We start from the raw sequence: 24,303 nt of genomic DNA on the forward strand, positions 1-24,303 counted from the left end.
CGGGGGTGTCGGAAACCTTGACAATCGAGCGAAACGGAAGGCGGCGCATCGCGCCAAAACCTCCATTTTCAAGGGCATTTGAAAACTGGCACGGGTCGTGCTTATGGAGAGATGTCCCGAGAATAGTCTTCTTGAGGGGCGGAACCCGACCTGGTCTCCCAAGGGTTCCGCCTCTTCCCGGGGCCCCCGCACCGACGACATCGGCATAAAAAAACGCGGTCCATCCGGAGATGGAGCCGCGTTCATTCGATTGCCAACCGATGTAAAACGATCTGTCGGAGAATTTTACATTTGCCGCGCAAACGGCCGACCGGATTGGCGAACCCGCGTTACTGCGCGGAAACGCCCGAATCCTGCAGGAGCTGCTGCAATTCACCGTCCTGGAACATTTCCATCATGATGTCCGAGCCGCCAACGAACTCGCCCTTGACGTAAAGCTGGGGAATCGTCGGCCAATCCGAAAACTCCTTGATGCCCTGGCGGACTTCCATGTCCTGCAACACATCGACGCTGGCGTATTCCACGCCCAGGTGATCGAGGATGGCGATGGCCTTGCTGGAAAATCCGCATTGCGGAAACAGCGGCGTGCCCTTCATGAAAAGGACGACGTCATTGCCGTTCACGATCTCGGCGATACGGGCCTGTGTGGCATTCTGGGTCGACATGGCGGAGGAATTCCTTTCTCGCCGCTCAAACTGGGAACTGCGGTCGCCAGTTACAAGCGCCTTTGCGCAGGTTCTGCGTTCAGGCCGCGGCCGTGGTCAATTGCAAGGCGTGCAGCACACCGCCCATGCGGCCACCCAGCGCGGCATAGACCGCCTTGTGCTGGGCCACGCGCGACAACCCCTGGAACGAAGGCGACACGACATGGGCGGCATAGTGATCGCCATCGCCGGCAAGATCGGTGATGGTCACCTCCGCATCCGGCAGCGCGGCGCGGATCATCGCCTCGATCTCGACCGCCGCCATCGCCATCAGGCTTCGCCCATCAGCTGTCGACGCGCATCCACCGCCTTGGCGTCCATCGCCGCGCGGATTTCGGCCTCGTCGGTTTCGACTCCGGCCGATACCAGATCGCCCAGCAGCTTGCGGATCACGTCCTCGTCACCGGCTTCCTCGAAATCCGCCTGGACGACGGACTTGGCATAGGCTTCGGTTTCGGCGGCATCGAGGCCCATGCGTTCGGCAGCCCACTGCCCCAGCAGGCGGTTGCGCCGCGCATGAATGCGAAACAGCGTTTCCTCGTCACGCGCGAACTTCGCTTCCTCGGCGCGCTCGCGATCGTCAAACATCGTCATGGCCAGTAAGTCCCTTCGGTCTTTCCCGAAGCGGATAATGAGCCTGCGGCCAGCCCGCAAGGGCGCATCGCGGTTTTCGCCACCGCTGGCGGCTATTCCACCTTCAGTCCCGTCCAGTAGGCCAGGAACGAAAGCACGTCCGCGCCGGAAGCGATGATCTTCTCCACCGGCTTGCCCGATCCGTGGCCGGCCTTGCTTTCCACCCGCAGCAGATGCGGCTTATCGCCGGTATCGCTGGCCTGCAGCGCGGCAACATACTTGAAGCTGTGCGCGGGAACGACCCGGTCGTCGGTATCCGCCGTGGTGACCAGCACCGCCGGATAGGCCGCGCCATGCACGTTGTGATAGGGCGAATAGGCGCGCAGGACGCGCCAGTCCGCTTCCTTTTCAGGGCTGCCGTAGTCGTCCACCCAGAACCGGCCCGATGTGAACCGGTCGAACCGCAGCATGTCCATCACCCCCACATCGGGGTTGGCCGCCGCGAACAGGTCGGGCCGCTGGTTGACCACCGCGCCCACCAGCAACCCGCCGTTGGAGCCGCCCTGCACCGCCAGCCCGTCACGCGGGGTGATGCCCTGGCGGATCAGGTATTCGCCCGCGGCGATGAAATCATCGAAGCTGTTCTGCTTCCGGTCGAGCCGACCGGCGTCATGCCAGGCCTTGCCGAACTCCCCGCCCCCGCGAATGTTGGCCAGCGCAAACACCCCGCCCGATTGCAGCCACGCCATCCGCACCGCCGAAAAGCCCGGCGTCAGCGAAATGTCGAAGCCGCCATAGCCGTAGAGCAGCGTGGGCGCGGCCTTGTTGGCCTGCGCCAGCGCCTTGCTGCGCACGATGTACATCGGCACCATCGTCCCGTCCTTCGACGGATAGGTGCGCTGCTCCACCACGTAATCCGCCGGGTTGAACGCCAGGCGCGGCATGATGAACGGCGTCGCCTTGCCCGAACGCATGTCGAAGCGGAAGATCGCCGGGGGCTGGTTGAAGCTGGAGAACTGGTAGAACGTCTCGGGATCGCCAGGTCGCCCCACGAACCCGCTGGCCGATCCGATCGTGTCGAGCGTGATCGCGCGCGAGGGACGCCCGGCGAAATCGGTAACCATCGCCGTCCGCGCCCCGTCATGCAGGTAGGACAGGATCAGGCGGTTGCCGATGATGGCCCCGCTGTCGAGCGTGTCGGTCCGCTCCGGGATCACCTCCTGCCAGGCGGGGGTCTCGCGCGACAGATCCAGCCGCGTCATGCGGTAATGCGGGGCGCCGGCGTTGGTGATGAACCACAGCCGGTCCCCCATGCCTTCCACGAACTTCCAGTCGTGTTCGAAATCGGGGACGATCGCGCGGACCGGCCATTCGCCCTTCACGTGATGGCGCAGGTCGATCACATGGACGGCGTGGCGCGGCAGCGTGCTGATCTCGCTGGTGATGACCGCCCAGCGCCCGTCCGAACTCACCATGGCCTTGTGCGACCACTCGGGATGATCGGGGGTGGCATAGACCAGCTGGTCCTGGGCCTGCGGCGTGCCCACGCGATGATACCAGATCGCCTTGTTGTAAGTGGGCGCGCGGTATTCTTCCCCGGCCGGCGGCTGCGGGAACCGGGAATAGAGGAAGCCCTCGTCACCAATCCAGCCGATCTGCGTGTCGTTGGCCCAGTCCAGCCTGTCGTCCAGCACCTTGCCGTTTGCGACATCGACAACGCGCACCGTGCGCCAGTCGCTGCCGTCTTCCTGCACCGTGTAGGCCAGCAGGCGCCCGCCGCGCGAAGGCACCCAGGCATCGAGCGCCACCGCTCCGTCCTTCGACCAGCCGTTGGGATCGATCAGCAAGCGCCCCTGCTTGTCCTCCGCACCCTGCACATAGAGGGCGGACTGGTTCTGCAAGCCACCGTTGCGCAGATAGAAATAATTGCGCCCCGCCTTGCGCGGCAGGCTGAAGCGCTCGAAGTTGAACAGCGCGCGGATGCGGGCTTCCATCGCGCCGCGCCCCGGCAGTTGCGCCAGGTAGGCCGCGCTCGTCGCGTTCTGGCGCTTTACCCAATCGGCCACATCGCCGTTGCTGCGCAAGTCCCCTTCCAGCCAGCGATAGGGATCGGCCACGTCCTGCCCGAAGACATGCTCGACCAGCGGATCGCGCCGGGTGACGGGGTAGGCGGCCTTGGGCAGAACCAGCCGCGTGGGCGGCACGGGCGCATGCTCGGCATGGACGGGCGCAACGTCCATATCGATACCGTCGTTCGCGTTCCCGCCGGCGGCCCACGCCGTCGGCGAAAGAAGCGCCAACACGGCACCCAGCCAGAGGCGTGGCACGCGCGGCATGATCCTGTGTCCTGCTCCCAAACCTATTGCGCAGAATGTCTATCTGCTTGTTTCAACAACCTAGCACCGACCACGGCGCCAAGGCGAGCGCGATTTGCACCGGTTATGGCCGGGGTGACAGGCCCGTCCAGTGCGCCAGGAAGGCATAGACGTCGGCGGTTTCCTCGATCTGCTTGGCCACCGGCTTGCCCGATCCGTGCCCGGCGCGCGTTTCGATGCGGATCAGGTGCGGCTTCGGCCCGATGTCCGCCGCCTGCAACGCCGCCGCGTACTTGAAGCTGTGCCCCGGCACCACGCGATCGTCGGTATCGGCGGTCGTCACCAGAATCGCCGGATAGGCCGCGCCCGCGCGGATGTTGTGATAGGGGGAATAGGCCCGCAGCACGCGCCAGTCGGCTTCCTTTTCCGGATAGCCATAGTCATCCACCCAATAGCGCCCAGCGGTGAACTGGTCGAAGCGCAGCATGTCCATCACGCCCACCGCCGGATGGGCCGCGGCGAACAGGTCGGGCCGCTGGTTGACCACCGCCCCCACCAGCAACCCGCCGTTGGAGCCGCCCTCGATGGCCAGGCCGTTCTTGGGCGTCACACCGTTGGCGATCAGCCATTCGCCGGCCGCGATGAAATCGTCGAACACGTTCTGCTTCCTCGCGCGCCGGCCCGCGTCGTGCCAGGCATCGCCATATTCGCCGCCGCCGCGCAGGTTGGCCACGGCATAGGCCCCGCCGCTTTCGAGCCACGCCATGCGCGCGGCGGAATAGGCGGGCGGCAGGCCGATGTTGAAGCCGCCATAGCCATAGAGGATCGTCGGCACCGGCCCGCTGGCATCCTTGCGCCGCACCACGAACATCGGCACTTTCGTGCCGTCCTTCGACGGGTAGAACACCTGGTCAATGCGGTAGTCTTCCGGCCGGAACGTGAGCTTGACCGGCTGCCAGACCGCCGTCTTGCCACTCGCGCTGTCGAACGCATGGACCGTACCCGGCGTGGTAAAGCTGGTGAAGGCGAGGTAGCCGTTGGCCCGCCCCGGCTTGCCGCTCAACCCCGCCACCGTGCCCGGCCCCGGCAGCGTCGCCGTGCCCAGCGGCTTGCCGTCGAGCGTGAACAGCCGCAATTCGGACTTCACGTCCTTGAGATAGGCCGCGACGATGCGGTCGCCCACGATATGCGCCCATTCGAGATTGCTGTCGCTTTCGGGCACCACGGTCGTGAACACCGGCTCCGGCCCGGACAGGTCCACCCGCACGATCTTCTTGAGCGGCGCGCCATCGCCCGAAACGAACCACAGCCGGTCGCCGACGCCATCGATCAGGTCCCACTGCGCCTTCAGGTCCGGCACCAGCGGCTTCACGGTCCAGTCGCCCCGTCCGATCGGCGCGACATGCACGATCGCCAGCGGGTCGGTGCCTTCATGGCTGGACACGACCATCCAGCGCCCGTCGCTGGTCACGCTGGCGCCGTGCCCCAGCTTGGGGCGGTCCGGCGTCGCGTAGACCGCCCGGTCCTGCGCCTGGGGCGTGCCCAGCTTGTGGTAGTAGATCGTCTGGTTGTAGTTCAGCGCCTGGAAGGCCGCGCCCTGCTTCGGTTCGGGAAAGCGCGAATAGAGCACGCCGTCGTCGCCCGCCCAGGCGATCCCGCTGAACTTCACCCAGCGCAGTTCATCGGCCAGCGGTGACCCGTCCGCCGCCCGCACGAATTTCAGCGTGCGCCAGTCCGAACCGCCGTCCTGCACCGTATAGGCCAGCAGGTTGCCATCCGGCGAAGGCTTCCACGCATCGAGCGCGGTCGCCCCGTCCTTGGCCCAGGTGTTCGGATCGAGCAGCACGCGGGCGGTGTCCACCGGCGTATCCTTGTCGCGCACCAGCAGCTGCGCCTGGTTCATCAACCCGCTGTTATAGGCATAGAACAGCCGGCCGCCCTCTTCCACCGGCACGCCATAGCGCTGGTAATCGAACAGGGCGTGCAGCCGCGTCTCGAACGCCGCGCGCTCGGGCAATTGCGCGAGATAGGCGGCGGTGAACGCGCTTTGCGCGGCCACCCACTGCTCCACCGCCGCATCAGTGCGGACATCCGCCTCCAGCCAGCGATAGGGATCGGGCACCTTCTCGCCGAAGGCCTCGTCGACGACGGGGCCGCGTGCCGTGGCGGGATAGGCGGGAAGAACGGGAGTCTGGGATGTCACGGAGGCAGCCTGTGCGGTGAAGAGTGGTGCGGTCCCGAGCGCGAGCGCGGTCGCCGATACGAAAAGCCCTGCTGTGCCAATCTTCGCCATGCGCCCTCGTTGTCTCTGTCCGGAACCGGACCTCCAACGTAATTCGCCGCGCCCTTGCGGCAAGGTCAACCGCAGGGCAGCAACATAAGAAAACGGGCGGAAGCCACCTGGCCCCGCCCGTTTTCCTGTTTTGCGATGACGCGAAGCGCGATCAGGCGGCTTCGTATTCGTCCTCGTCGGCCGTGATGACCGGGCCGGAATCCTGGCCCTTGGCCGAGGTGTCACGGTCGATCAGTTCGATCACGGCGATCGGCGCGGCGTCCGAAGCGCGGTAACCGGCCTTGATGATGCGGGTATAGCCACCGTTGCGATCGGCATAGCGGGTGGCCAGCACGTCGAACAGCTTCACCAGCTGCGCATCGTCCAGCAGACGGGCGTGGGCAAGGCGACGGTTGGAAAGGCCGCCCTTCTTGGCCAGCGTGATCAGCTTTTCGATATAGGGACGCAGTTCGCGCGCCTTCGGCAGCGTGGTGGTGATCTGCTCGTGCTTGATCAGCGAGGCAGACAGGTTGCGCAGCAGCGCGATGCGGTGGGACGAGGTACGACCCAGCTTCCGCTGGCCCAGCTTATGACGCATGTTTCTTTCTCCGTTCGTAGGGGGGCCGTATCAGGTACCCCGATCCAGGCGGCCATTGCGGGGCGCCGCCCATTGCCCCATGCAACGAAGCCCCGGCGTGGTGCCGGGGCGACGTGCTTAGCCCAGCAGCTCCTGTTCGAGCTTCTTGGCCATTTCCTCGATGTTTTCCGGCGGCCAGCCGGGGATGTCCATGCCAAGGCGCAGGCCCATCGACGACAGGACTTCCTTGATCTCGTTGAGCGACTTGCGGCCGAAGTTCGGCGTGCGCAGCATCTCGGCCTCGGTCTTCTGGACCAGATCGCCGATGTAGATGATGTTGTCGTTCTTGAGGCAGTTGGCCGACCGCACCGACAGCTCCAGTTCGTCCACCTTCTTGAGCAGGTAGCGGTTGAGCTGGTTGGCGTCGTTCTCTTCCGGCGTGTGCGCGGCAAGGCCGGCCATCGCGGGCACGTGGCCGGTCGGCACCTGATCGTCGAAGTGGACGAACAGCGCCAGCTGGTCCTGCAGGATGCGCGCGGCATAGGCCACGGCGTCTTCCGGCGTCACGGTGCCGTCGGTTTCGACCGTCAGGCTCAGCTTGTCGAAGTCAAGCTCCTGGCCGATACGGGCGTTGTCGACCTTGTAGGAAACCTGGCGCACCGGCGAATAGAGCGAGTCGATCGGGATCAGCCCGATCGGCGCGTCGGCCGGACGGTTCGACACGGCGGGGACATAGCCCTTGCCGGTATCGCACGTCAGTTCCATGTTGAAGGTCGCGCCTTCGTCGAGATGACAGATCACGAGATCCTTGTTCATCACCTCGATGTCGCCGGTCACGGCGATGTCGCCGGCCTTCACTTCGCCCGGTCCGGTCGCCGAAAGCTGGAGACGCTTCGGGCCTTCGCCCTGCATCTTCAGCGCAATCTGCTTCACGTTGAGCACGATGTCGGTCACGTCCTCGCGCACCCCGGCGAGCGACGAGAACTCGTGCAGCACGTTCTCGATCTTGATCGAGGTAACGGCAGCACCCTGCAACGACGAGAGCAGCACGCGGCGAAGCGCATTGCCGAGCGTCAGGCCGAAGCCACGCTCGAGCGGCTCGGCGACGAACGTCGCACGGCGCTTCGGATCAGAGCCGGGCTTGATCTCGAGATTGTTGGGCTTCTTCAGTTCCTGCCAGTTCTTGATGTTGACAGTCATGGAATTCCCCTGGGGTTTGTCGGGACGCCGGCCGTCGACTGAGGGAGCCGCGGACCGATCGGAATTGGGCGGGCGCGTCAGGTACCGTGACGCGCCGCCAAGGGCAGGATCAGACGCGACGGCGCTTCGACGGACGAACGCCGTTGTGCGGGATCGGCGTCACATCGCGGATCGCGGTGATCGTGAAGCCGACCGCCTGCAGCGCGCGCAGCGCGCTTTCGCGACCCGAACCCGGGCCCTTCACTTCGACTTCGAGCGTGCGGACGCCGTGTTCGGCGGCCTTCTTGCCCGCGTCGTCCGCCGCAACCTGCGCGGCATAGGGCGTCGACTTGCGGCTGCCCTTGAAGCCCATCATGCCGGCCGAGGACCAGCTGATGGCGTTGCCCTGGGCGTCGGTGATGGTGATCATGGTGTTATTGAAGCTGGCATTGACGTGCGCGACACCACTGGTGATGTTCTTGCGCTCCCGCCGCTTGATACGCTGAGGTTCGCGAGCCATTTCTTGAAATCCTGTCGAGAAACCGTTGGAAGATCTGCCTTGTAAGGCGCGATCTTACTTCTTCTTGCCGGCGATCGGCTTGGCCTTGCCCTTGCGGGTGCGGGCGTTCGTGTGCGTGCGCTGGCCGCGGACCGGCAGGCCCTTGCGGTGACGCAGGCCGCGATAGCAGGCCAGGTCCATCAGGCGCTTGATGTTCATCGCGGTTTCGCGACGGAGATCGCCTTCCACGGTGTGTTCAGCATCGATCGTTTCACGGATCTGGAGCACTTCGGCGTCCGACAGATCCTGTACGCGGCGGCTGTGATCAATGCCCAGCTTGTCGGCGATCTGCTTCGCCTTGAACGGGCCGATACCGTGAATGTAAGTCAGCGCAACGATAACACGCTTGTTGGTGGGGATGTTGACCCCGGCAATACGAGCCACTTGTTTCTCCTGCTCCACAGGGGAGGAGCCGATCCGGCCGCAACCCCCATCTCATCGCGTTTCACCCGCTCAACGGCAAAAAGCCCGGACAGCGCAGTCTTGTTCGCGCTTGCCGGACGTCTCCCTGAAATCGAGTGAAAGGCGCGCTTAGGCGGATTCGCAAGCCGCGTCAACAGAAAGCTGCGCGCGCGGAACAGGGCATGACACGATCATGCCACCACGCGAAGATGCTGTGACAAGCATCATAGCCAAGACCGGGTCCGAGGTCAAAGGAAGCCGATCACCCTGCGGTCGCGCACCTCCGGTTCGGCCATGTGAGATCCCAATTTACAAGCTTTTACAATCACAAGGTCCGTTCCGGTTTATGATCCGGTCACCGTTCCCCGGGCGCGATTCGGAAGGCTGCACCGCTTCCGGCACGGCCCTTTTGCGTCGGAATGCGGTTTCGCGACGGCGCCCGTGACGGGGAACTGGAAAACGGAATACCGGTGGGAGGCATGACTTGATACGCGTTATCCTTATAGCCACCGCGCTGCTGCTCGCCGCCTGCAGCCTGTTCGGCGGGCCGGCTTCGGCCGATGTCGAGAAGGTAGCGCGTGAACAGATGGTCGCAGGCCTGCCGCCGTCGCTGGAAGCCCATGCCCGCGAAGCGCTGATCACGGCCGCGGCGCGCGCGACTGTCGCCTCCAGCGGCCCGTGCAACGCCGCCAACAGCCCGGACGGCGCCTATGCCTGCACCGTGCAGGTGACCTCCACCCCGCCCGGATCGATCGCGCCGATCACGCAGCAGTTCGTGGTTGTGCTCAAGAAGGGGCAGAGCGGCTGGGTTTCGGCTTCCTGACCACCACGCCTGTTTGACGCACCCATGGAAAGGCGGCATCGCCCGGCGACGCCGCCCGTTCCGCTTCAGACGACGCCGAACGCCAGCATCGCATCGGCCACTTTCTTGAAGCCGGCGATGTTCGCGCCCTTCACATAGTCGATATAGCCGCCGCCCTGATCGCCATAGGCAAGGCACGAGCTGTGGATACCGGCCATGATGTCCTTCAGCATCTGCTGCAGCTCATCTTCCTTCCACGCGCGGCGTTCCGAATTCTGGCTCATTTCCAGCCCCGAAACCGCCACGCCCCCCGCGTTGGACGCCTTGCCGGGGGCGTAGAGGATCTTCGCCGCCTTGAACACGTGCACGCCGTCAAGGTCGGTCGGCATGTTGGCGCCTTCCGACACGGCGCGGCACCCGTTGGCGATCAGCGTCTTCGCGTCCTCACCCAGCAGTTCGTTCTGCGTGGCGCAGGGCAGCGCGACGTCACACGGCACGCCCCACGGCGTCTTGCCTTCGTGGAACGTCGCGGCCGGGAACGCCTCCACATAGTCCTGGATGCGGCCCCGGCGGTGGGTCTTGTGCGTCTTGACCCAGTTGATCTTTTCCTGGGTGATCCCGTCCGGATCGTGGATGAAGCCGCCCGAATCCGACAGCGTCAGCACCTTGCCGCCCAGCTGGACGATCTTTTCCGCCGCATGGGTAGCGACATTGCCCGATCCCGAGATCACCGCCGTCTTGCCGACAAGGTCCTCGCCTTTCGTTGCCAGCATGTTGGCCAGGAAATAGACCGCGCCATAGCCCGTCGCCTCGGTGCGGATCAGCGATCCGCCCCATTCCAGCCCCTTGCCGGTCAGCACGCCGGTAAAGTTGTTGGTGATCCGCTTGTACTGGCCGAACATGAAACCGATCTCGCGGCCGCCCACGCCGATGTCGCCCGCCGGCACGTCCACGTCGGCGCCAATGTGGCGATAGAGCTCGGTCATGAAGCTCTGGCAGAAGCGCATGATCTCGCGCACGCTCTTGCCCTTGGGGTTGAAGTTCGATCCGCCCTTGCCGCCGCCCATCGGCAGCCTGGTCAGGGCATTCTTGAAGGTCTGCTCGAACGCCAGGAACTTCAGCACGGATTCGGTCACCGAAGGGTGAAAGCGGATGCCGCCCTTATAGGGGCCGATCGCGTTGTTGTTCTGCACGCGCCAGCCACGCTGGACGCGGATGTTGCCGTTGTCGTCTTCCCAGCAGACCCGGAACGAGACCACCCGGTCCGGCTCGGCGATCCGCCGCAGGATCTGCTGCGCGTGGTATTCTTCCTTGTCGGCGATGAAATCGAAAATGTCCTCCGCAACCTCCTGCACCGCCTGGACGAACTCCGGCTGGTACGGGTTGCGCTTCTTGACGCCTTCCATGAAGGTCGGCAGGTCAACATGATCGGAAACGGCCACGGTCTTCTCCCCTTGCGCCATGCCTGGTTGGCTGGCTTCGGAACACGCCTGCGGCCCGTGTCGCGCCTGCCCCGGTTCAGTCCGAGTCGCGCTTTTGTTTCCGGGACATTAGCCGTTTTTCGCGCGGGCAAAAGAGAGCGCGCGCACAGGCGGGTCAGTGCCGTGGCGGCGTGCCCTGCCGCTTCGGCGGCGCCTTCTTCAACGCGGCATCGAACGCCGCCCGGGCGGCATCGTTGGCCGCATCGTCTCCGCCCGGCGCTGCTGGCGCGGGCGCGGCGGACGCAGGCGCCGCAGCTGCCTTCGCGGGTTGCGCGGCGGGCGCCTTGCCGGGCTTGGGCGCAGCAGCAGCGGCAGGAGGAGCAGCAGCCGGGGCCGTCGATTTGGCAATATGCGCGGCCAGCAGCGAAATCTGCTCCGCCAGCATCCGGTCCACCGCCGGCGCGATCTGATCGACCTTGTAGCGCATGTACCCGCCGACAACGTATTCCCAGGTGATGTGCGTGCCCGTGTCGGTCGCGCGCAAGGCCAGGGTCAGCGTGCCGGTCAGCGCTTCCGACTGGAGCGGCCCCAGCGCGCCGCTCAGCCGCAGCACGCGGTTCGGCTCGACGTAGATCACGCGCATGTGCTGCACGCCGCCGGCCTGCTGCGTGGCCGGTGCGCCCTTGGGCGGAGGAAAACGCTCGCAGAAGCAGCCGCCCACGGTCGGGCTGAGCGAAAGGTTGGCCCCGCTGCCGGAAAAGGTGTGGGCCGAAGACCACCAGGCGCCGGGCGTGGTCATGGCGCGCCACGTTTCGGCCGGCGTGGCGGCGACGTCGGCCACTTCGCGGACCACGAAGCCGACATCGGACTGCGCCGTCACTTCGGCTGATGCGGGCGTGGCGATCGCACCCGCCAGCAAGGCGCCTACCAGAACCGTATTCCGCACAGGCGCCCCCTTGGCTTGACTCTCAGCCTAGTCCCGTCAGCGCCAGTCTATCCGTTCTTGAGAATCGCCTCAATAGCGGCGGTCACGGCGTCCATTTCGGCCATGCCGTCCACGCGCGAAACGATGCCGCGCGCCTCGTAGATCGGCAGGATCGGCGCGGTCTTGGCGCGGTATTCGGCCATGCGCGTGCGGACGGTTTCCTCGTTGTCGTCGGGGCGGCGCTTGAACTCGTGCCCGCCGCACTTGTCGCAGGTGCCGGCGACCTTGGGCTGCTCGAATTTGTCGTGATAGCCCTTGCCGCACGTCGCGCAGGTGTAGCGGCCGGTGATGCGCTCGACCAGCGCGTCCTCGTTCACTTCCAGTTCGATGACATGATCCAGCGCGCGGCCCCGGCTGGCGAGAATGGTGTCCAGCGATTCCGCCTGCGGCGCGGTGCGCGGATAGCCGTCGAAGATGGCGCCCTGCCCCGCCGGCATCGCGTCCAGCTCGTCCCCGATCAGTGCGGAGACGATCTCGTCGGACACCAGCTCGCCCGCTTCCATCACGGCCTTGGCCTTCAGCCCCACCGGCGTGCCGGCCTTGACCGCGGCGCGCAGCATGTCGCCGGTCGAAAGCTGCTTCATGCCATGGCGTTCGACCAAGCGCTGCGCTTGCGTGCCCTTGCCCGCTCCCGGCGGCCCCAGCAGGATGATGTTCACTTCGGCATTCCCCCTTTTCTGCACCTCTCCGAGCAGCCGAGGCTGCTCAGCGCAGGCGTCCCTTCAGCTTGGCCTTCTTGATCAGGTCGCCATACTGGTGCGCCAGCAGGTGCGACTGGATCTGCGTGATCGTGTCCACGGTCACGTTGACCACGATCAGCAGGCTCGTGCCGCCAAAGAACAACGTGCCCATGCCCGTTTCGGCCATGATGTATTCGGGCACAACACAGACGATAGTAATATAGGCAGCGCCCAGCACAGTGATGCGGGTCAGCACGTAATCGAGGTAGTTCGCGGTGTTCTTGCCCGGACGGATGCCGGGGATGAAGCCGCCGTTGCGCTTCAGGTTGTCGGCGGTTTCCTCGGGGTTGAACACCACGGCGGTGTAGAAGAAGCTGAAGGAGATGATGCCCAGCGCATAGAGCAGCATGTACAGCGGCTTGCCGTGGCCCAGGTACTGGTTCAGCGCGATCACCACCTTGCCCATCACCGAATCCGGCTTCAGCGCGTTGCCGGCGAACTGCGTGATGGTCAGCGGCAGCAGCAGCAGCGAGCTGGCGAAGATCGGCGGGATGACGCCGGCGGTGTTGATCTTCAGCGGCAGGTGACTGCGATCGGCATTCATCATGCCGCGCTGCGTCGCGCGCTTGGGATACTGGATCAACAGGCGCCGCGTCGCGCGCTCCATGAAGCAGATCATCACCACGAGCGCGAGGATCATGACGGTGACGCCCGCGATCACGAAGGGCGAGATCGAGCCGGTGCGCCCGCCTTCGAACAGGTTCGAGATGAACTTGGGCATCTGCGCGACGATGCCGGCCATGATGATCAGCGAAACACCGTTGCCGATCCCGCGCGAAGTGATCTGTTCGCCCAGCCACAGCAGGAACATCGTGCCGCCGATCAGGCTGACCACCGCGCCCACGCGGAACAGGTAGCCGGGGTTGACCACCGCCTGCAACCCGCTCGACGCGCCATAGGCTTCGAGGCCCGAGGCGAGGAACCAGCCCTGCACCGCCGTCAGGAACACCGCGCCATAGCGGGTGTACTGGTTCAGCTTCTTGCGCCCGCTTTCGCCTTCCTTCTTCAGCGCGGCCAGCGCCGGATGGAGCGACGCCGCCAGCTGCACCACGATCGAGGCGGTGATATAGGGCATCACCCCCAGCGCGATCAGGCTCATGCGCTGCAGCGAACCGCCCGAGAAGGCGTTGAAGATATCGAGGATGCCGCCCCGCGTCTGGTCGTAAAGCGATTCCAGGATCAGCGGGTTCACCCCCGGCAGCGGCACGAAGCTGAGGAAGCGGAAGACGATCAGCGCGCCGATCGTGAACCAGATGCGGTTCTTGAGCTCGGTCGCCTTCGAGAAGTTGGCCAGGTTGAGGTTGCTGGCAATGTTATCGGCGCGTGATGCCATTTCGGGTTTCAAGCCTCGCTGTGGCGCCGGACTGAAAAACCGGCCCGCTTCACCTTATGAGCAAGCCCATATAGTGCGGGCGCGGGGATGCAAGAACCCCCGCGCCCGGAACAAGCGATAAAATCAGGCGGCCGGAGCAGCCTTGACGATCACTTCGACCGAACCGCCGGCCTTTTCAACGGCTTCCTTGGCGCCCTTGCTGACACCGGCCACCTTGAAGCTGACCTTGGCCGAGAACTCGCCCTTGCCCAGCAGGCGCACGCCGTCCTTGCCGCCACGGGCCAGGCCGGCGCCCTTGAGCGCGGCGTGATCGACCACCGAACCGGCATCGAGCTTGCCCGCCTCGATCGCCTTCTGGATCAGGCCCAGGTTCACCTCGGCATAGTCCTTGGCGAAGATGTTGTTGAAGCCACGCTTCGGCAGGCGCATGTGCAGCGGCATCTGGCCGCCTTCGAAGCCGGCGATCGAAACGCCCGAACGCGCCTTGGCGCCCTTCTGGCCACGGCCGGCGGTCTTGCCCTTGCCCGAACCGATGCCGCGTCCGACGCGCATCCGGCCCTTGCGGGCGCCATTGTTGTCACGAAGATCGTTCAGCTTGGTCATGTCTTGCACTCGCTTTCGCTTTGAGTCGCGCTTGATGGAATGGGCGCGCATAGGCGAAGCGGCGGGGCTTGTCACCCCGCAAATCTGCTCCCCGGCTTGCCGCTGCAAACCATCAAGCGCGGAAAGCCCGCCCCGCTGCGACTAGCGCCGCCTACGCCGACGCAAGTCTCGCTCCCCTCCCGCTTGCGGGAGGGGTCGGGGGTGGGTCGCGCGCCACGACAAGATCGCCAAACAAAAAGCCCCGGCGTTTCCACCGGGGCTTCCTGATTGCGTTCGCCTGAACCCCTGGCTCAGTCGACCACTGCCACCATGTGCGGCAGCTTGGCCAGCGCGCCGCGGACTTCTGCGGTGTCTTCCACCTCGACCACGCGGTGCATCTTGCCGAGACCCAGACCGACCAGAATCTTCTTCTGGCTTTCCGGGCGGCGGATCGGCGAACCGATCTGCTTGATCTTGATCTTCGCCATGTCTCTTACTCCACGATGGCTTCGGCGGCGGCTTCCGCCTCCACCGCGCTGGCGCCACCGCGACCGAGCAGGTCGGCGACCTTCTTGCCACGACGCTGCGCGACCGACTTCGGCGAAGTCTGGTCGGTCAGCGCGTCGAAGGTGGCGCGGATCATGTTGTAGGGGTTCGAGGTGCCGACCGACTTGGTCACCACGTCGTGAACGCCCAGGCTTTCGAAGACAGCGCGCATCGGGCCGCCGGCGATGATGCCGGTACCGGCCGGAGCCGAACGGACGTTGACCTTGCCCGCGCCGAAACGGCCCTTGCCGTCATGGTGCAGGGTGCGGCCTTCCTTCAGCGGAACGCGGACCATCTTCTTCTTGGCGGAAGCGGTGGCCTTGGTGATGGCTTCGGGCACTTCGCGCGCCTTGCCATGACCGAAGCCGACACGGCCCTTGCCGTCGCCGACCACGACCAGCGCGGCGAAGCCGAAGCGCTTGCCGCCCTTCACGGTCTTGGAAACGCGGTTGATGTGGACGAGCTTTTCGATCAGCTCCTCGCCACCTTCTTCCTCGTTGTTGCCACGACCGCGACGGTCATCGCGACGGCCACGGCCGCCACGATCCCCGCGTTCGCCACGATCACCGCCACGACCACGGCCGCGACGACCTTCACGCTGCTCACCGGCGCCAGCGCCGGCTTCGACGGCGACGGCTGCGCCTTCCAGGTTGGTTTCGTCAGCCATGCTCAGAACTCCAGGCCGCCTTCGCGGGCAGCGTCAGCCAGCGCCTTGACGCGGCCATGGAACAGGAAGCCGCCGCGATCGAACACGACGGTGGTGATGCCGGCGGCCTTCGCCTTCTCGGCGATTTCCTTGCCGACCTTGGCTGCGGCATCGACGTTGGCGCCGATCGACTTCTCGCCCTTCACCAGCGTCGAAGCGGCGGCCAGCGTGCGGCCGGCGGCATCGTCGATGATCTGGGCGTAGATGTGGCGACCCGAGCGGTGCACCGAAAGGCGCGGACGCCCACCGGAGCGCGCCTTGAGCGCGGTGCGGACGCGGCGACGGCGGCGATCGAAGAGAGACAGCTTGGCCATTACTTCTTCTTCCCTTCCTTGCGGAAGATGTACTCGCCGCGGTACTTGATGCCCTTGCCCTTGTAGGGTTCGGGCTTGCGCCAGCGGCGGATCTCGGCGGCTACCTGGCCGACCTTCTGCTTGTCGATGCCCGAGATTTCGACCGTGGTGTTATCCGGGGTCTTGATCTCGATGCCTTCCGGCACGGCGAAATCGACATCGTGGCTGTAGCCGAGCTGCAGCTTCAGGTTCTTGCCCTGCGAGTTGGCGCGATAGCCGACACCGGTGATTTCCAGAACCTTGGTATAGCCCTGGGTCACACCCGTGACGAGGTTATCGACCAGCGTGCGCTGCATGCCCCAGAAGGCGCGCGCGTGCTTGGTGTCGTTCGCCGGCTTCACGATGATGGCATCGCCTTCCACCGTGTAGCTGATTTCGTCGCGCAGCGAGAGCGTGAGCGTGCCCTTGGGGCCTTTCACGGTCAGCACGCCGTCCGCGATGTTCGCGGTGACGCCACTCGGGATCGTCACCGGCCTTTTGCCGATGCGGCTCATCAGAACACCTCCGCCAGCACTTCGCCACCGACATTGGCAGCGCGCGCCTCGGCATCCGAGAGCACGCCCCGCGGCGTCGAGACGATGGTGATGCCAAGGCCGTTGCGCACCACCGGAAGTTCCTTGGAACCCGAATAGACGCGGCGGCCAGGCTTGGAGACACGGGCCACGTGCTTGATCGCGGGCTGGCCCTCGAAATACTTCAGCTCGATGCGAAGCTGCGGGTGCAGACCCGTGTTGTCTTCGCTGAAGCCACGGATGTAGCCTTCGCGCTGAAGAACCTCGAGCACGTGGGCGCGCAGCTTCGACGCGGGCGAAAGGACGGAATCCTTCTTCGCCTGCTGGCCGTTGCGGATGCGGGTGAGCATATCACCCAGGGGGTCGGTCAATGCCATCGGATGATCCTTACCAGCTCGACTTGGTCACGCCGGGGATAAGCCCCTTGTTGGCGAGGTCGCGCAGCTCGACGCGGCACAGGCCGAACTTGCGGTAGTAGCCACGCGGGCGGCCGGTGGTGTTGCAGCGATTGCGCACCCGGGTCGGGTTCGCGTTGCGCGGCAGTTCCGCCATCTTGAGGCGCGCGATCAGGCGCTCGGTTTCGTCGAGCGCTTCGTCGTCGGCCTGGGCCTTCAGCGCGGCATACTTGGCCGCATACTTCTGAACGAGCTTCTTGCGCTTCTCGTTCTTGTTGATCGAACTCAGTTTCGCCATGGACTTAAGCTCTTCCTAAATTCTGGCTCAGGCGGCCTGCTGCTGTTCAGCAGCTTCCTGCGGGAACGGGAAACCGAAAAGACGCAGCAGTTCGCGCGCTTCTTCGTCCGTCTTGGCGGTGGTGGTGACGATGATGTCCATGCCACGCACCTTCTCGATCTGATCGTAGCTGATCTCGGGGAAGATGATCTGCTCTTTCAGACCCATCGCGTAGTTGCCGCGACCGTCGAACGACTTCGGGTTCAGACCACGGAAGTCGCGGATACGGGGCATCGCGATGGTGACCAGGCGGTCGAGAAATTCGTACATGCGTTCGCGGCGCAGGGTAACCTTGCAACCGATCGGCATGCCTTCACGCAGCTTGAACTGCGCGATCGACTTCTTCGCCTTGGTGATCACGGGCTTCTGGCCGGCGATCAGCTCCATTTCCGCGGCGGCGGTCTGGACCTTCTTCTTGTCCTGGCTCGCTTCGCCGACGCCCATGTTGAGCGTGATCTTCTCGATCTTCGGGATTTCGAGCGCGTTCTTGTAGCCGAACTTCGCCTGCATCGCCTTGGCGATCTCGTCGGCGTACTTCGTCTTAAGGCGCGGAACGTACTTGTCAGCCATCGATCGTCTCCCCGGACTTCACGGCCACGCGGACCTTCTTGCCGTCCTTCGTTTCGAAACGAACGCGGGTCGGCTTGCCGTCCTTGTCGGCGATGGCAACCTTCGAGATGTGCATCGGCGCTTCACGGCGATCGATGCCACCCTGCGGGTTCTGCTGGCTCGGCTTGCGGTGACGCGCGGCGATGTTCACGCCGGCAACGACAATCTTGTCTTCCTTCGGGAGAACCTGGAGCACCGTACCGGTGCGGCCCTTGTCCTTGCCCGAACGGACGACGACGCTGTCACCCTTCTTGATCTTGGCGGCAGCCATTACAGCACCTCCGGAGCGAGCGAGATGATCTTCATGAAACCGCGGCCGCGCAGTTCGCGCACCACGGGGCCGAAGATACGCGTGCCGATCGGCTCTTCATTCTTGCCGACGAGCACGGCGGCGTTGCTGTCGAAGCGGATCACGCTGCCGTCGGGACGGCGCACGTCCTTCTTCGTGCGAACGATAACGGCGCGGTGCACGTCACCCTTCTTCACGCGGGCGCGCGGCTGCGCTTCCTTCACCGACACCACGATGATGTCGCCGACGCCGGCAAAACGGCGCTTCGACCCGCCCAGCACCTTGATGCACTGGACGCGCTTCGCGCCGCTGTTGTCCGCGACGTCGAGATTGGATTGCATCTGGATCATTGATCCGGTTCCTTCTCACTGGCTTGCCGGAACCAGTCCGGCAGTTCCAAAATTGTCGCTGCTCTTAGACGTCCGCTTCGACGGCGGTGCCCTTGCCGGCCTGGACCCGTTCGATAACCTTCCAGGTCTTCAGCTTGGAAACCGGCGCGGTCTCTTCGATCCGCACCGTTTCACCGGTCTTGTAGGCATTCGCCTCGTCATGGGCGTGATACTTCTTCGAGCGGCGGATGATCTTCCCGTAGAGCGGGTGCTTCACCTTGCGCTCGACCTTCACGACCACGGTCTTGTCGGTCTTGTCGGAGACCACGGTCCCGATAAGGATACGCTTGGGCATCGTGTGACTCCTTACGCCTTGGCAGCCTGAGAACGCTCAGTCTGCAGCGTCTTGATGCGAGCGATGTCGCGGCGCACTTCCTTGATGCGCGCCGGACGTTCGAGCTGGTTGGTCGCAGCCTGGAAGCGCAGGTTGAACTGCTCGCGCTTCAGTTCGGCAAGATCGGCCGAAAGCTGGTCATCGCTCTTGACGCGCAGGTCTTCGAACTTGGCCATTATTCGCCTCCCAGGTGCGAGGTGTCGCCAAGACGGGCGACGACCTTGGTCTTGATGGGCAGCTTCATCGCGGCGCGGCTGAACGCTTCCGCGGCGAGCGGACCGGCAACGCCGTCCAGTTCGAACAGGATGCGGCCCGGCTTGACGCGGGCTGCCCAGTATTCGACCGAACCCTTGCCCTTGCCCTGACGGACTTCGGCGGGCTTCTTCGACACCGGCACGTCGGGGAACACGCGGATCCACAGGCGTCCCTGACGCTTGATGTGGCGCGTGATCGCACGGCGGGCAGCTTCGATCTGGCGCGCGGTGACACGCTCCGGCTCCAGCGCCTTCAGGCCATAGGAGCCGAAGTTCAGGTCCGTACCGCCCTTGGCGTCGCCCTTGATCCGGCCCTTGAAGGCCTTGCGGAACTTGGTCTTCTTCGGTTGCAGCATGGTGCTTCTCTATCCTGAGCCTCAGCGCGCCGGGCGGACGCCGGAGGTTTGAGCCTCCATCATCAGCCGGTCCTGCGCCATCGGGTCGTGCCCCAGGATCTCGCCCTTGAAGATCCAGCACTTGATGCCGATCACGCCATAGGCGGTCAGGGCTTCGGCTTCGGCGTAGTCGATGTTCGCGCGCAGCGTGTGCAGCGGAACGCGACCTTCGCGGTACCATTCGACGCGGGCGATTTCCGCACCGCCGAGACGGCCGCCACACGTGATCTTGATGCCTTCGGCGCCAAGACGGAGGGCGGACTGCACGGCGCGCTTCATCGCGCGGCGGAAGGCGACGCGGCGGATGAGCTGGTCGGCAACACCCTGGGCGACGAGCTTGGCGTCGATTTCCGGCTTGCGGATTTCAACGATGTTCAGCTTCACGTCGCTGCCGGTCATCGTGGCCAGCTTCGAGCGCAGCTTCTCGATGTCCGCGCCCTTCTTGCCGATGATCACACCGGGACGGGCCGCATAGATCGACACGCGGCACAGCTTGGCCGGACGCTCGATAACCACCTTCGAAATCGCGGCCTGCGGCAGCGTTTCGACGATGAACTTGCGGATCTGAAGGTCTTCCTTGAGCAGCTGCTCGTAGTTGCGCCCTTCGGCGTACCAGCGGCTGTCCCAGGTGCGGTTGATCTGCAGGCGCAGACCGATGGGGTTGGTCTTGTGACCCATAATCAGGCCTCCTCGACTTCGCGGACAACGATCCGCAGCCGCGAGAACGGCTTGAGGATCCGGGTCGACTTGCCACGACCACGCGTGTGGAAGCGCTTCATCGTGATCGACTTGCCGACCGAGGCTTCCGCCACGACCAGCGCGTCAACGTCCAGGTTGTGGTTGTTTTCCGCGTTGGCGATCGCCGAAGCGAGAACCTTGCGCGCGTCAACCGCCATCGCCTTCTTNNGCCGAACCGCGGATCTGCGTGCCGACCGACAGCGCTTCCTTGTCGCCGACGCGACGGGGTGCCTTAGGCTTGCTCATCAGCGCTTGCCCTTCTTGTCAGCGGCGTGGCCGGGGAAGTTGCGCGTGGGCGCGAATTCGCCAAGCTTGTGGCCGACCATCTCTTCCGAGACGGAGACGGGGATGAACTTCTGGCCGTTGTAGACGTTGAACGTCAGGCCAACGAACTGCGGCAGGATCGTCGAACGCCGCGACCAGGTCTTGATCGGGCCGGCGCGGGTACCAGCGTCCTGAGCGGCTTCCGCCTTCTTCAGGAGATGCAGGTCGACGAAGGGGCCCTTCCAGACGGAACGTGCCATGGTCGATTACCTCTTCTTCTTCGCGTGGCGCGAACGGATGATGAACTTGTCCGTCTGCTTGTTGTGACGGGTGCGGGCGCCCTTGGTCGGCTTGCCCCACGGCGTCACGGGATGGCGGCCGCCCGAAGTCCGGCCTTCACCACCACCATGCGGGTGGTCGACCGGGTTCTTGGCGACACCGCGCGTCAGCGGACGCTTGCCCAGCCAGCGGTTGCGGCCGGCCTTGGCAAGGTTCTGGTTCGAGTTGTCGGGGTTCGACACCGCACCCACGGTGCCCATGCAGTCACCGCGCAGGTAGCGCTGCTCGCCCGAGTTCAGGCGGACGATGACCATGCCGCGGTCACGGCCGACGAGCTGCACATAGGTGCCCGCCGAACGCGCGATCTGGCCACCCTTGCCCGGCTTCATCTCCACGTTGTGGATGATGGTGCCGACCGGCATCTGCGACAGCAGCATGGCGTTGCCCGGCTTCACGTCGGTCTTTTCGCCGGCGACGACGACGTCACCAACGGCCAGACGCTGCGGCGCCAGGATATAAGCCTGCTCGCCGTCCTCGTACTTGACGAGAGCGATGAACGCGGTGCGGTTGGGGTCGTATTCCAGACGCTCGACGGTGGCCGGCATGTCCCACTTGCGACGCTTGAAGTCGATGTAGCGGTACTTCTGCTTGTGGCCGCCCGCGATGCCGCGCGAGGTCACATGACCCTTGTTGTTGCGGCCGCCGGTCTTGTTCTTGCCTTCGGTCAGCGCCTTGACGGGCTTGCCCTTCCACAGCGACGACTTGTCGACGAGGATCAGGCCGCGGCGCGCGGGGCTGGTCGGATTGTAGTTCTTGAGTGCCATGGTCGTGCGCGCCTCAGATACCGCTGGTCACGTCGATCGACTGGCCAGCAGCCAGCGTCACGACGGCCTTCTTGACGTCCGAACGGCGATAGGGCTTGCCCTTCCACCGCTTGGTCTTGCCCTTCTGGGTCAGGGTGTTCACACCCGTGACCTTCACGTTGAAGAGGGCTTCGACCGCCGCCTTGATCTCCGGCTTGGTCGCGGAATCCGCCACCTTGAAGACCACGGCGTTGTGCTCGCTGAGCAGCGTCGCCTTTTCGGTGATGTGGGGAGCCACGATCACGTCATAGTGACGCGTGTCGATTGCGTCCTTAGCCATTGAAACGCGCCTCCAGCTTTTCGACCGCGGCGCGCGTCAGCACCAGCGTATCATGCTTCAGGATGTCGTAGACATTGGCGCCGACGGCGGGGAGCACGTTCACGCCAACCAGGTTGGCCGAAGCGCGGGCGAAACCTTCGTTCACCTGCTCACCGTCGATCACCAGCACCTTCTTGCCGAAGCCCGCCTTGGCGAGCTGGCCAGCCAGCGCCTTGGTCTTGGCGTCCTTCAGCTCCAGGCTGTCGACGACCACCAGACCCTGTTGGGCCTTAGCGGAGAGCGCCATCTTGAGGCCGAGCGCGCGAACCTTCTTGTTCAGCGAGATATTGAACTCGCGAACGCGCGGGCCGTGCGCCTTGCCGCCGCCGATGAACACGGGCGCCTTGCGGTCGCCGTGACGGGCGGTGCCGCCGCCCTTCTGGCGGCCGAACTTCTTGCCGGTGCGGGCGACGTCGGAACGTTCGCGCGCCTTGCGGGCAATGCCGCGACGGTTTTCAAGCTGCCACGTCACGACGCGATGCAGGATGTCGGTGCGCGGCGCGATGCCGAACACGTCATCCGAAAGCTCGACGTCGCCAGCGGCGCTACCGTCCAGATTGAGGACCTGAACCTTCACGACTTAGCCCTCCTGGCCTTCGGTCGACTCGACCGCCGCGACGTCTGCCGCAGGCGTGTCGGCCGGAGCCGCATCGTTGTTGTTGGCGACCTGCTTGAGGCCGGCGGGGTACGGGGCTTCCGCGTGGCGATCGACCTTCACGGCGTCGCGGACGAGCAGCCAGCCGTTCTTCGCGCCCGGGACCGAGCCCTTGACGAAGATCAGCCCGCGTTCGTCGTCGGTGCGGACGACTTCGAGGTTCTGCTGGGTGCGCTGGCGATCGCCCATGTGGCCAGCCATCTTCTTGTTCTTGAAGACGCGGCCCGGATCCTGGCGGTTGCCGGTCGAACCGTGGGCACGGTGCGAGATCGAGACGCCGTGCGTCGCGCGCATACCGCCGAAACCCCAGCGCTTCATGGCGCCGGCAAAGCCCTTGCCCTGCGTGTGACCGGTGATGTCGACATACTGCCCGGCGACGAAGTGCGAAGCGGCGATGGTGGAGCCGACATCGAGCAGCGCGTCGTCAGCGACGCGGAACTCGGCGACCTGCATCTTCAGCTCGACTTCCGCCTTCGCGAAATGTTCGCGCTGCGGCTTGGCGACGTTCTTCTGCTTGGCCTGGCCTGCACCCAGCTGCAGCGCGACGTAACCGTCGCGGTCTGCGGTGCGGACCGAAACCACCTGGCAATTTTCAAGCGAAAGGACGGTGACCGGCACGTGCCGACCATCTTCCTGGAAAAGGCGGGTCATCCCGACCTTCTTCGCGATCACGCCGGTGCGCATGATCCAATACTCCATCACAGAGGCCTGCGAGGCCCATCCCCGCAGGCGTGTTCAGCCCGTATTGTGAAGCATGCCCCGTCCGGGCTGAGTGCCCCCGCATAACGGGAGCGAACGGGGGACGCTTGCCCGGCCAGTTGCCCCGAAGGACGAATGCCGGAGGTATCCCAAGAATGAAAAGCTTCAGCTTTTCGTTCGCTGCCCTCGCGAAAGCGAGGACCTCGGGCCGGTTTGAAGAACCTGAGAGGTTCGATCCGGCCTCTTGAGACCCCCGCTTGCGCGGGGGCTGAAACGCAAGCTGGCTTACGCCAGCTTGATCTCGACGTTGACGCCGGCCGCGAGGTCCAGCTTCATCAGCGCGTCGACAGTGGCCGCGTTGGGCTGCACGATGTCGAGCAGGCGCTTGTAGGTGCGGACCTCGAACTGCTCACGCGACTTCTTGTCGATGTGCGGTCCACGGTTGACGCAGAACTTCTCGATGCGCGTCGGCAGCGGAATGGGGCCCCGGATGAGAGCGCCGGTGCGGCGCGCGGTGTCCGCGATTTCTCCAGTGGCCTGGTCAAGTACGCGATGATCAAAGGCCTTGAGGCGAATGCGGATATTCTGGGCTTCCATGTCCGTTTACCGATGCGAAAGAGCAAAAACAAAACCGGCCATCCCACCCATCATCCCGAAGGAGAAAGCGGGCCGACCGATCAAAAAACCGGCCGGCGGGAGAGCGAATCTCCCGCCGGTGCGCGGCCTATATTACTTCGTGATCTTGCTGACAACCCCCGAACCGACGGTCCGGCCGCCTTCGCGGATGGCGAAGCGAAGACCTTCGTCCATGGCGATCGGCGCGATCAGCTTGACCGACAGCGTGATGTTGTCGCCCGGCATCACCATTTCGGTGCCTTCGGGAAGAACGACTTCACCCGTCACGTCGGTGGTGCGGAAGTAGA

Annotated in this window: 34 protein-coding genes and 2 pseudogenes; 1 reads left to right on the forward strand and 35 read right to left on the reverse strand. The window is 64.8% G+C overall.

Going from position 1 to position 24,303, the window contains the following annotated elements:
* Positions 1 to 329: 329 nt before the first annotated feature.
* The 9 genes from grxD to rpsM all read right to left on the reverse strand — a co-directional run bounded on the left by grxD (position 330) and on the right by rpsM (position 8,563).
* Positions 330 to 665, reverse strand: a complete 336-nt coding sequence (grxD, locus tag B3547_RS08945) for a Grx4 family monothiol glutaredoxin (protein ID WP_124809371.1) — start codon at positions 663 to 665, stop codon at positions 330 to 332.
* Positions 666 to 744: 79 nt separating this feature from the next.
* Positions 745 to 975 (reverse strand): BolA family transcriptional regulator, encoded by a 231-nt coding sequence (locus B3547_RS08950; RefSeq protein ID WP_292962278.1) that lies wholly within the window; start codon positions 973 to 975, stop codon positions 745 to 747.
* Positions 975 to 1,298: a DUF1476 domain-containing protein gene (locus tag B3547_RS08955; RefSeq protein WP_124809373.1), complete on the reverse strand. Its 324-nt coding sequence runs from the start codon at positions 1,296 to 1,298 to the stop codon at positions 975 to 977. The genes B3547_RS08950 and B3547_RS08955 overlap by 1 nt, the downstream gene beginning before the upstream one ends.
* 92 nt (positions 1,299 to 1,390) lie before the next feature.
* Entirely contained in the window at positions 1,391 to 3,613 is a 2,223-nt protein-coding gene (locus tag B3547_RS08960) for a prolyl oligopeptidase family serine peptidase (protein ID WP_292962280.1), read from the reverse strand.
* 103 nt (positions 3,614 to 3,716) lie between these two features.
* A complete protein-coding gene (locus B3547_RS08965; RefSeq protein ID WP_292962282.1) occupies positions 3,717 to 5,885 on the reverse strand; it encodes a prolyl oligopeptidase family serine peptidase in 2,169 nt (722 codons plus the stop codon).
* Positions 5,886 to 6,036: 151 nt separating this feature from the next.
* A complete protein-coding gene (gene rplQ, locus B3547_RS08970) occupies positions 6,037 to 6,462 on the reverse strand; it encodes a 50S ribosomal protein L17 (protein WP_124809376.1) in 426 nt (141 codons plus the stop codon).
* A gap of 117 nt (positions 6,463 to 6,579) precedes the next feature.
* Positions 6,580 to 7,641, reverse strand: coding sequence for a DNA-directed RNA polymerase subunit alpha (locus tag B3547_RS08975; protein WP_124809377.1), 1,062 nt, complete (start codon positions 7,639 to 7,641; stop codon positions 6,580 to 6,582).
* Positions 7,642 to 7,750: 109 nt separating this feature from the next.
* The gene (rpsK, locus tag B3547_RS08980) at positions 7,751 to 8,140 is read right to left on the reverse strand and encodes a 30S ribosomal protein S11 (RefSeq protein WP_008065643.1); all 390 of its coding nucleotides are present in this window, start codon (positions 8,138 to 8,140) and stop codon (positions 7,751 to 7,753) included.
* A 54-nt stretch (positions 8,141 to 8,194) separates the two neighbouring features.
* Entirely contained in the window at positions 8,195 to 8,563 is a 369-nt protein-coding gene (rpsM, locus tag B3547_RS08985; RefSeq protein ID WP_124809378.1) for a 30S ribosomal protein S13, read from the reverse strand.
* Between the two features lie 502 nt (positions 8,564 to 9,065).
* On the opposite strand from rpsM, the gene B3547_RS08990 reads away from it, so the two are divergent.
* A complete protein-coding gene (locus B3547_RS08990) occupies positions 9,066 to 9,404 on the forward strand; it encodes a hypothetical protein (protein WP_125953989.1) in 339 nt (112 codons plus the stop codon).
* A gap of 65 nt (positions 9,405 to 9,469) precedes the next feature.
* On the opposite strand, the gene gdhA is transcribed toward B3547_RS08990, so the two are convergent.
* The 26 genes and pseudogenes from gdhA to tuf all read right to left on the reverse strand — a co-directional run.
* Positions 9,470 to 10,825, reverse strand: a complete 1,356-nt coding sequence (gdhA, locus tag B3547_RS08995) for an NADP-specific glutamate dehydrogenase (RefSeq protein WP_349676483.1) — start codon at positions 10,823 to 10,825, stop codon at positions 9,470 to 9,472.
* Between the two features lie 154 nt (positions 10,826 to 10,979).
* Complete coding sequence (locus tag B3547_RS09000; RefSeq protein ID WP_194918616.1) at positions 10,980 to 11,750, reverse strand: SRPBCC family protein; 771 nt, start codon at positions 11,748 to 11,750, stop codon at positions 10,980 to 10,982.
* Positions 11,751 to 11,797: 47 nt separating this feature from the next.
* Complete coding sequence (locus B3547_RS09005) at positions 11,798 to 12,448, reverse strand: adenylate kinase (RefSeq protein ID WP_292962287.1); 651 nt, start codon at positions 12,446 to 12,448, stop codon at positions 11,798 to 11,800.
* A 46-nt stretch (positions 12,449 to 12,494) separates the two neighbouring features.
* Positions 12,495 to 13,862: a preprotein translocase subunit SecY gene (gene secY, locus B3547_RS09010; protein ID WP_292962290.1), complete on the reverse strand. Its 1,368-nt coding sequence runs from the start codon at positions 13,860 to 13,862 to the stop codon at positions 12,495 to 12,497.
* Between the two features lie 123 nt (positions 13,863 to 13,985).
* The gene (rplO, locus tag B3547_RS09015; protein ID WP_124809384.1) at positions 13,986 to 14,465 is read right to left on the reverse strand and encodes a 50S ribosomal protein L15; all 480 of its coding nucleotides are present in this window, start codon (positions 14,463 to 14,465) and stop codon (positions 13,986 to 13,988) included.
* 290 nt (positions 14,466 to 14,755) lie between these two features.
* A complete protein-coding gene (gene rpmD, locus B3547_RS09020; protein WP_124809385.1) occupies positions 14,756 to 14,932 on the reverse strand; it encodes a 50S ribosomal protein L30 in 177 nt (58 codons plus the stop codon).
* Positions 14,933 to 14,937: 5 nt separating this feature from the next.
* A complete protein-coding gene (gene rpsE, locus B3547_RS09025) occupies positions 14,938 to 15,657 on the reverse strand; it encodes a 30S ribosomal protein S5 (RefSeq protein ID WP_292962294.1) in 720 nt (239 codons plus the stop codon).
* A 2-nt stretch (positions 15,658 to 15,659) separates the two neighbouring features.
* Positions 15,660 to 16,010, reverse strand: coding sequence for a 50S ribosomal protein L18 (rplR, locus tag B3547_RS09030; RefSeq protein ID WP_124809387.1), 351 nt, complete (start codon positions 16,008 to 16,010; stop codon positions 15,660 to 15,662).
* Positions 16,010 to 16,543 (reverse strand): 50S ribosomal protein L6, encoded by a 534-nt coding sequence (rplF, locus tag B3547_RS09035; protein ID WP_124809388.1) that lies wholly within the window; start codon positions 16,541 to 16,543, stop codon positions 16,010 to 16,012. The genes rplR and rplF overlap by 1 nt, the downstream gene beginning before the upstream one ends.
* Positions 16,543 to 16,938: a 30S ribosomal protein S8 gene (gene rpsH, locus B3547_RS09040; RefSeq protein WP_124809389.1), complete on the reverse strand. Its 396-nt coding sequence runs from the start codon at positions 16,936 to 16,938 to the stop codon at positions 16,543 to 16,545. The genes rplF and rpsH overlap by 1 nt, the downstream gene beginning before the upstream one ends.
* A 10-nt stretch (positions 16,939 to 16,948) precedes the next feature.
* Positions 16,949 to 17,254, reverse strand: coding sequence for a 30S ribosomal protein S14 (gene rpsN, locus B3547_RS09045; RefSeq protein WP_124809390.1), 306 nt, complete (start codon positions 17,252 to 17,254; stop codon positions 16,949 to 16,951).
* A 27-nt stretch (positions 17,255 to 17,281) separates the two neighbouring features.
* The gene (gene rplE / locus B3547_RS09050) at positions 17,282 to 17,863 is read right to left on the reverse strand and encodes a 50S ribosomal protein L5 (RefSeq protein ID WP_124809391.1); all 582 of its coding nucleotides are present in this window, start codon (positions 17,861 to 17,863) and stop codon (positions 17,282 to 17,284) included.
* Entirely contained in the window at positions 17,856 to 18,173 is a 318-nt protein-coding gene (rplX, locus tag B3547_RS09055; RefSeq protein WP_124809392.1) for a 50S ribosomal protein L24, read from the reverse strand. The genes rplE and rplX overlap by 8 nt, the downstream gene beginning before the upstream one ends.
* A complete protein-coding gene (gene rplN, locus B3547_RS09060) occupies positions 18,173 to 18,541 on the reverse strand; it encodes a 50S ribosomal protein L14 (protein ID WP_124809393.1) in 369 nt (122 codons plus the stop codon). The genes rplX and rplN overlap by 1 nt, the downstream gene beginning before the upstream one ends.
* A 64-nt stretch (positions 18,542 to 18,605) precedes the next feature.
* Entirely contained in the window at positions 18,606 to 18,875 is a 270-nt protein-coding gene (gene rpsQ / locus B3547_RS09065) for a 30S ribosomal protein S17 (RefSeq protein ID WP_124809394.1), read from the reverse strand.
* 11 nt (positions 18,876 to 18,886) lie between these two features.
* Positions 18,887 to 19,090: a 50S ribosomal protein L29 gene (gene rpmC / locus B3547_RS09070; RefSeq protein ID WP_223806627.1), complete on the reverse strand. Its 204-nt coding sequence runs from the start codon at positions 19,088 to 19,090 to the stop codon at positions 18,887 to 18,889.
* Complete coding sequence (gene rplP / locus B3547_RS09075) at positions 19,090 to 19,524, reverse strand: 50S ribosomal protein L16 (RefSeq protein ID WP_103728308.1); 435 nt, start codon at positions 19,522 to 19,524, stop codon at positions 19,090 to 19,092. Before rplP ends, rpmC begins: the two co-directional genes overlap by 1 nt.
* A gap of 21 nt (positions 19,525 to 19,545) precedes the next feature.
* The gene (gene rpsC / locus B3547_RS09080) at positions 19,546 to 20,241 is read right to left on the reverse strand and encodes a 30S ribosomal protein S3 (RefSeq protein ID WP_124809395.1); all 696 of its coding nucleotides are present in this window, start codon (positions 20,239 to 20,241) and stop codon (positions 19,546 to 19,548) included.
* A gap of 2 nt (positions 20,242 to 20,243) precedes the next feature.
* Positions 20,244 to 20,547, reverse strand: a pseudogene (locus B3547_RS09085) (large ribosomal subunit protein uL22).
* Complete coding sequence (rpsS, locus tag B3547_RS09090; protein WP_124809397.1) at positions 20,547 to 20,825, reverse strand: 30S ribosomal protein S19; 279 nt, start codon at positions 20,823 to 20,825, stop codon at positions 20,547 to 20,549. Before rpsS ends, B3547_RS09085 begins: the two are co-directional and overlap by 1 nt.
* A 6-nt stretch (positions 20,826 to 20,831) precedes the next feature.
* Positions 20,832 to 21,668 carry a 50S ribosomal protein L2 gene (gene rplB / locus B3547_RS09095; RefSeq protein ID WP_124809398.1) on the reverse strand — a complete coding sequence of 279 codons (837 nt, stop codon included), beginning with the start codon at positions 21,666 to 21,668 and terminating at the stop codon, positions 20,832 to 20,834.
* A gap of 13 nt (positions 21,669 to 21,681) precedes the next feature.
* The gene (locus B3547_RS09100) at positions 21,682 to 21,987 is read right to left on the reverse strand and encodes a 50S ribosomal protein L23 (protein ID WP_124809399.1); all 306 of its coding nucleotides are present in this window, start codon (positions 21,985 to 21,987) and stop codon (positions 21,682 to 21,684) included.
* A complete protein-coding gene (gene rplD / locus B3547_RS09105) occupies positions 21,980 to 22,603 on the reverse strand; it encodes a 50S ribosomal protein L4 (RefSeq protein WP_124809400.1) in 624 nt (207 codons plus the stop codon). Before rplD ends, B3547_RS09100 begins: the two co-directional genes overlap by 8 nt.
* Positions 22,604 to 22,606: 3 nt before the next feature.
* Positions 22,607 to 23,365, reverse strand: a complete 759-nt coding sequence (rplC, locus tag B3547_RS09110; RefSeq protein WP_124809401.1) for a 50S ribosomal protein L3 — start codon at positions 23,363 to 23,365, stop codon at positions 22,607 to 22,609.
* Positions 23,366 to 23,665: 300 nt separating this feature from the next.
* Positions 23,666 to 23,977, reverse strand: a complete 312-nt coding sequence (rpsJ, locus tag B3547_RS09115; protein WP_011444906.1) for a 30S ribosomal protein S10 — start codon at positions 23,975 to 23,977, stop codon at positions 23,666 to 23,668.
* Positions 23,978 to 24,109: 132 nt separating this feature from the next.
* Positions 24,110 to 24,303 (reverse strand): annotated as a pseudogene (gene tuf, locus B3547_RS09120) (elongation factor Tu); the annotation flags it as partial.

This window comes from Novosphingobium sp. UBA1939, from assembly GCF_002336885.1.
GTDB lineage: Bacteria > Pseudomonadota > Alphaproteobacteria > Sphingomonadales > Sphingomonadaceae > Novosphingobium.

Excerpts from the sequence above, each read along its gene's own strand:
- rplF (WP_124809388.1), bottom strand. The coding sequence starts at position 16,543 with ATGAGCCGCATCGGCAAAAGGCCGGTGACGATCCCGAGTGGCGTCACC.
- rpsQ (WP_124809394.1), bottom strand. The coding sequence starts at position 18,875 with ATGCCCAAGCGTATCCTTATCGGGACCGTGGTCTCCGACAAGACCGAC.
- B3547_RS08950 (WP_292962278.1), bottom strand. The coding sequence starts at position 975 with ATGGCGATGGCGGCGGTCGAGATCGAGGCGATGATCCGCGCCGCGCTG.
- B3547_RS08960 (WP_292962280.1), bottom strand. The coding sequence starts at position 3,613 with ATGCCGCGCGTGCCACGCCTCTGGCTGGGTGCCGTGTTGGCGCTTCTT.
- B3547_RS08955 (WP_124809373.1), bottom strand. The coding sequence starts at position 1,298 with ATGACGATGTTTGACGATCGCGAGCGCGCCGAGGAAGCGAAGTTCGCG.
- secY (WP_292962290.1), bottom strand. The coding sequence starts at position 13,862 with ATGGCATCACGCGCCGATAACATTGCCAGCAACCTCAACCTGGCCAAC.
- rplN (WP_124809393.1), bottom strand. The coding sequence starts at position 18,541 with ATGATCCAGATGCAATCCAATCTCGACGTCGCGGACAACAGCGGCGCG.
- rplC (WP_124809401.1), bottom strand. The coding sequence starts at position 23,365 with ATGCGCACCGGCGTGATCGCGAAGAAGGTCGGGATGACCCGCCTTTTC.
- rpsC (WP_124809395.1), bottom strand. The coding sequence starts at position 20,241 with ATGGGTCACAAGACCAACCCCATCGGTCTGCGCCTGCAGATCAACCGC.
- rpsE (WP_292962294.1), bottom strand. The coding sequence starts at position 15,657 with ATGGCTGACGAAACCAACCTGGAAGGCGCAGCCGTCGCCGTCGAAGCC.
- B3547_RS08965 (WP_292962282.1), bottom strand. The coding sequence starts at position 5,885 with ATGGCGAAGATTGGCACAGCAGGGCTTTTCGTATCGGCGACCGCGCTC.
- rpsS (WP_124809397.1), bottom strand. The coding sequence starts at position 20,825 with ATGGCACGTTCCGTCTGGAAGGGCCCCTTCGTCGACCTGCATCTCCTG.
- rpsN (WP_124809390.1), bottom strand. The coding sequence starts at position 17,254 with ATGGCGAAACTGAGTTCGATCAACAAGAACGAGAAGCGCAAGAAGCTC.
- rpmD (WP_124809385.1), bottom strand. The coding sequence starts at position 14,932 with ATGGCGAAGATCAAGATCAAGCAGATCGGTTCGCCGATCCGCCGCCCG.
- grxD (WP_124809371.1), bottom strand. The coding sequence starts at position 665 with ATGTCGACCCAGAATGCCACACAGGCCCGTATCGCCGAGATCGTGAAC.
- rplX (WP_124809392.1), bottom strand. The coding sequence starts at position 18,173 with ATGGCTGCCGCCAAGATCAAGAAGGGTGACAGCGTCGTCGTCCGTTCG.
- rpmC (WP_223806627.1), bottom strand. The coding sequence starts at position 19,090 with ATGGCCAAGTTCGAAGACCTGCGCGTCAAGAGCGATGACCAGCTTTCG.
- rplQ (WP_124809376.1), bottom strand. The coding sequence starts at position 6,462 with ATGCGTCATAAGCTGGGCCAGCGGAAGCTGGGTCGTACCTCGTCCCAC.
- rplR (WP_124809387.1), bottom strand. The coding sequence starts at position 16,010 with ATGGCCAAGCTGTCTCTCTTCGATCGCCGCCGTCGCCGCGTCCGCACC.
- rplP (WP_103728308.1), bottom strand. The coding sequence starts at position 19,524 with ATGCTGCAACCGAAGAAGACCAAGTTCCGCAAGGCCTTCAAGGGCCGG.
- rplO (WP_124809384.1), bottom strand. The coding sequence starts at position 14,465 with ATGACCAAGCTGAACGATCTTCGTGACAACAATGGCGCCCGCAAGGGC.
- rpsK (WP_008065643.1), bottom strand. The coding sequence starts at position 8,140 with ATGGCTCGCGAACCTCAGCGTATCAAGCGGCGGGAGCGCAAGAACATC.
- rplB (WP_124809398.1), bottom strand. The coding sequence starts at position 21,668 with ATGGCACTCAAGAACTACAATCCGACCAGCCCCGCGCGCCGCGGCCTG.
- rpsH (WP_124809389.1), bottom strand. The coding sequence starts at position 16,938 with ATGGCATTGACCGACCCCCTGGGTGATATGCTCACCCGCATCCGCAAC.
- B3547_RS09100 (WP_124809399.1), bottom strand. The coding sequence starts at position 21,987 with ATGGCTAAGGACGCAATCGACACGCGTCACTATGACGTGATCGTGGCT.
- rpsJ (WP_011444906.1), bottom strand. The coding sequence starts at position 23,977 with ATGGAAGCCCAGAATATCCGCATTCGCCTCAAGGCCTTTGATCATCGC.
- B3547_RS08975 (WP_124809377.1), bottom strand. The coding sequence starts at position 7,641 with ATGACTGTCAACATCAAGAACTGGCAGGAACTGAAGAAGCCCAACAAT.
- rplE (WP_124809391.1), bottom strand. The coding sequence starts at position 17,863 with ATGGCTGACAAGTACGTTCCGCGCCTTAAGACGAAGTACGCCGACGAG.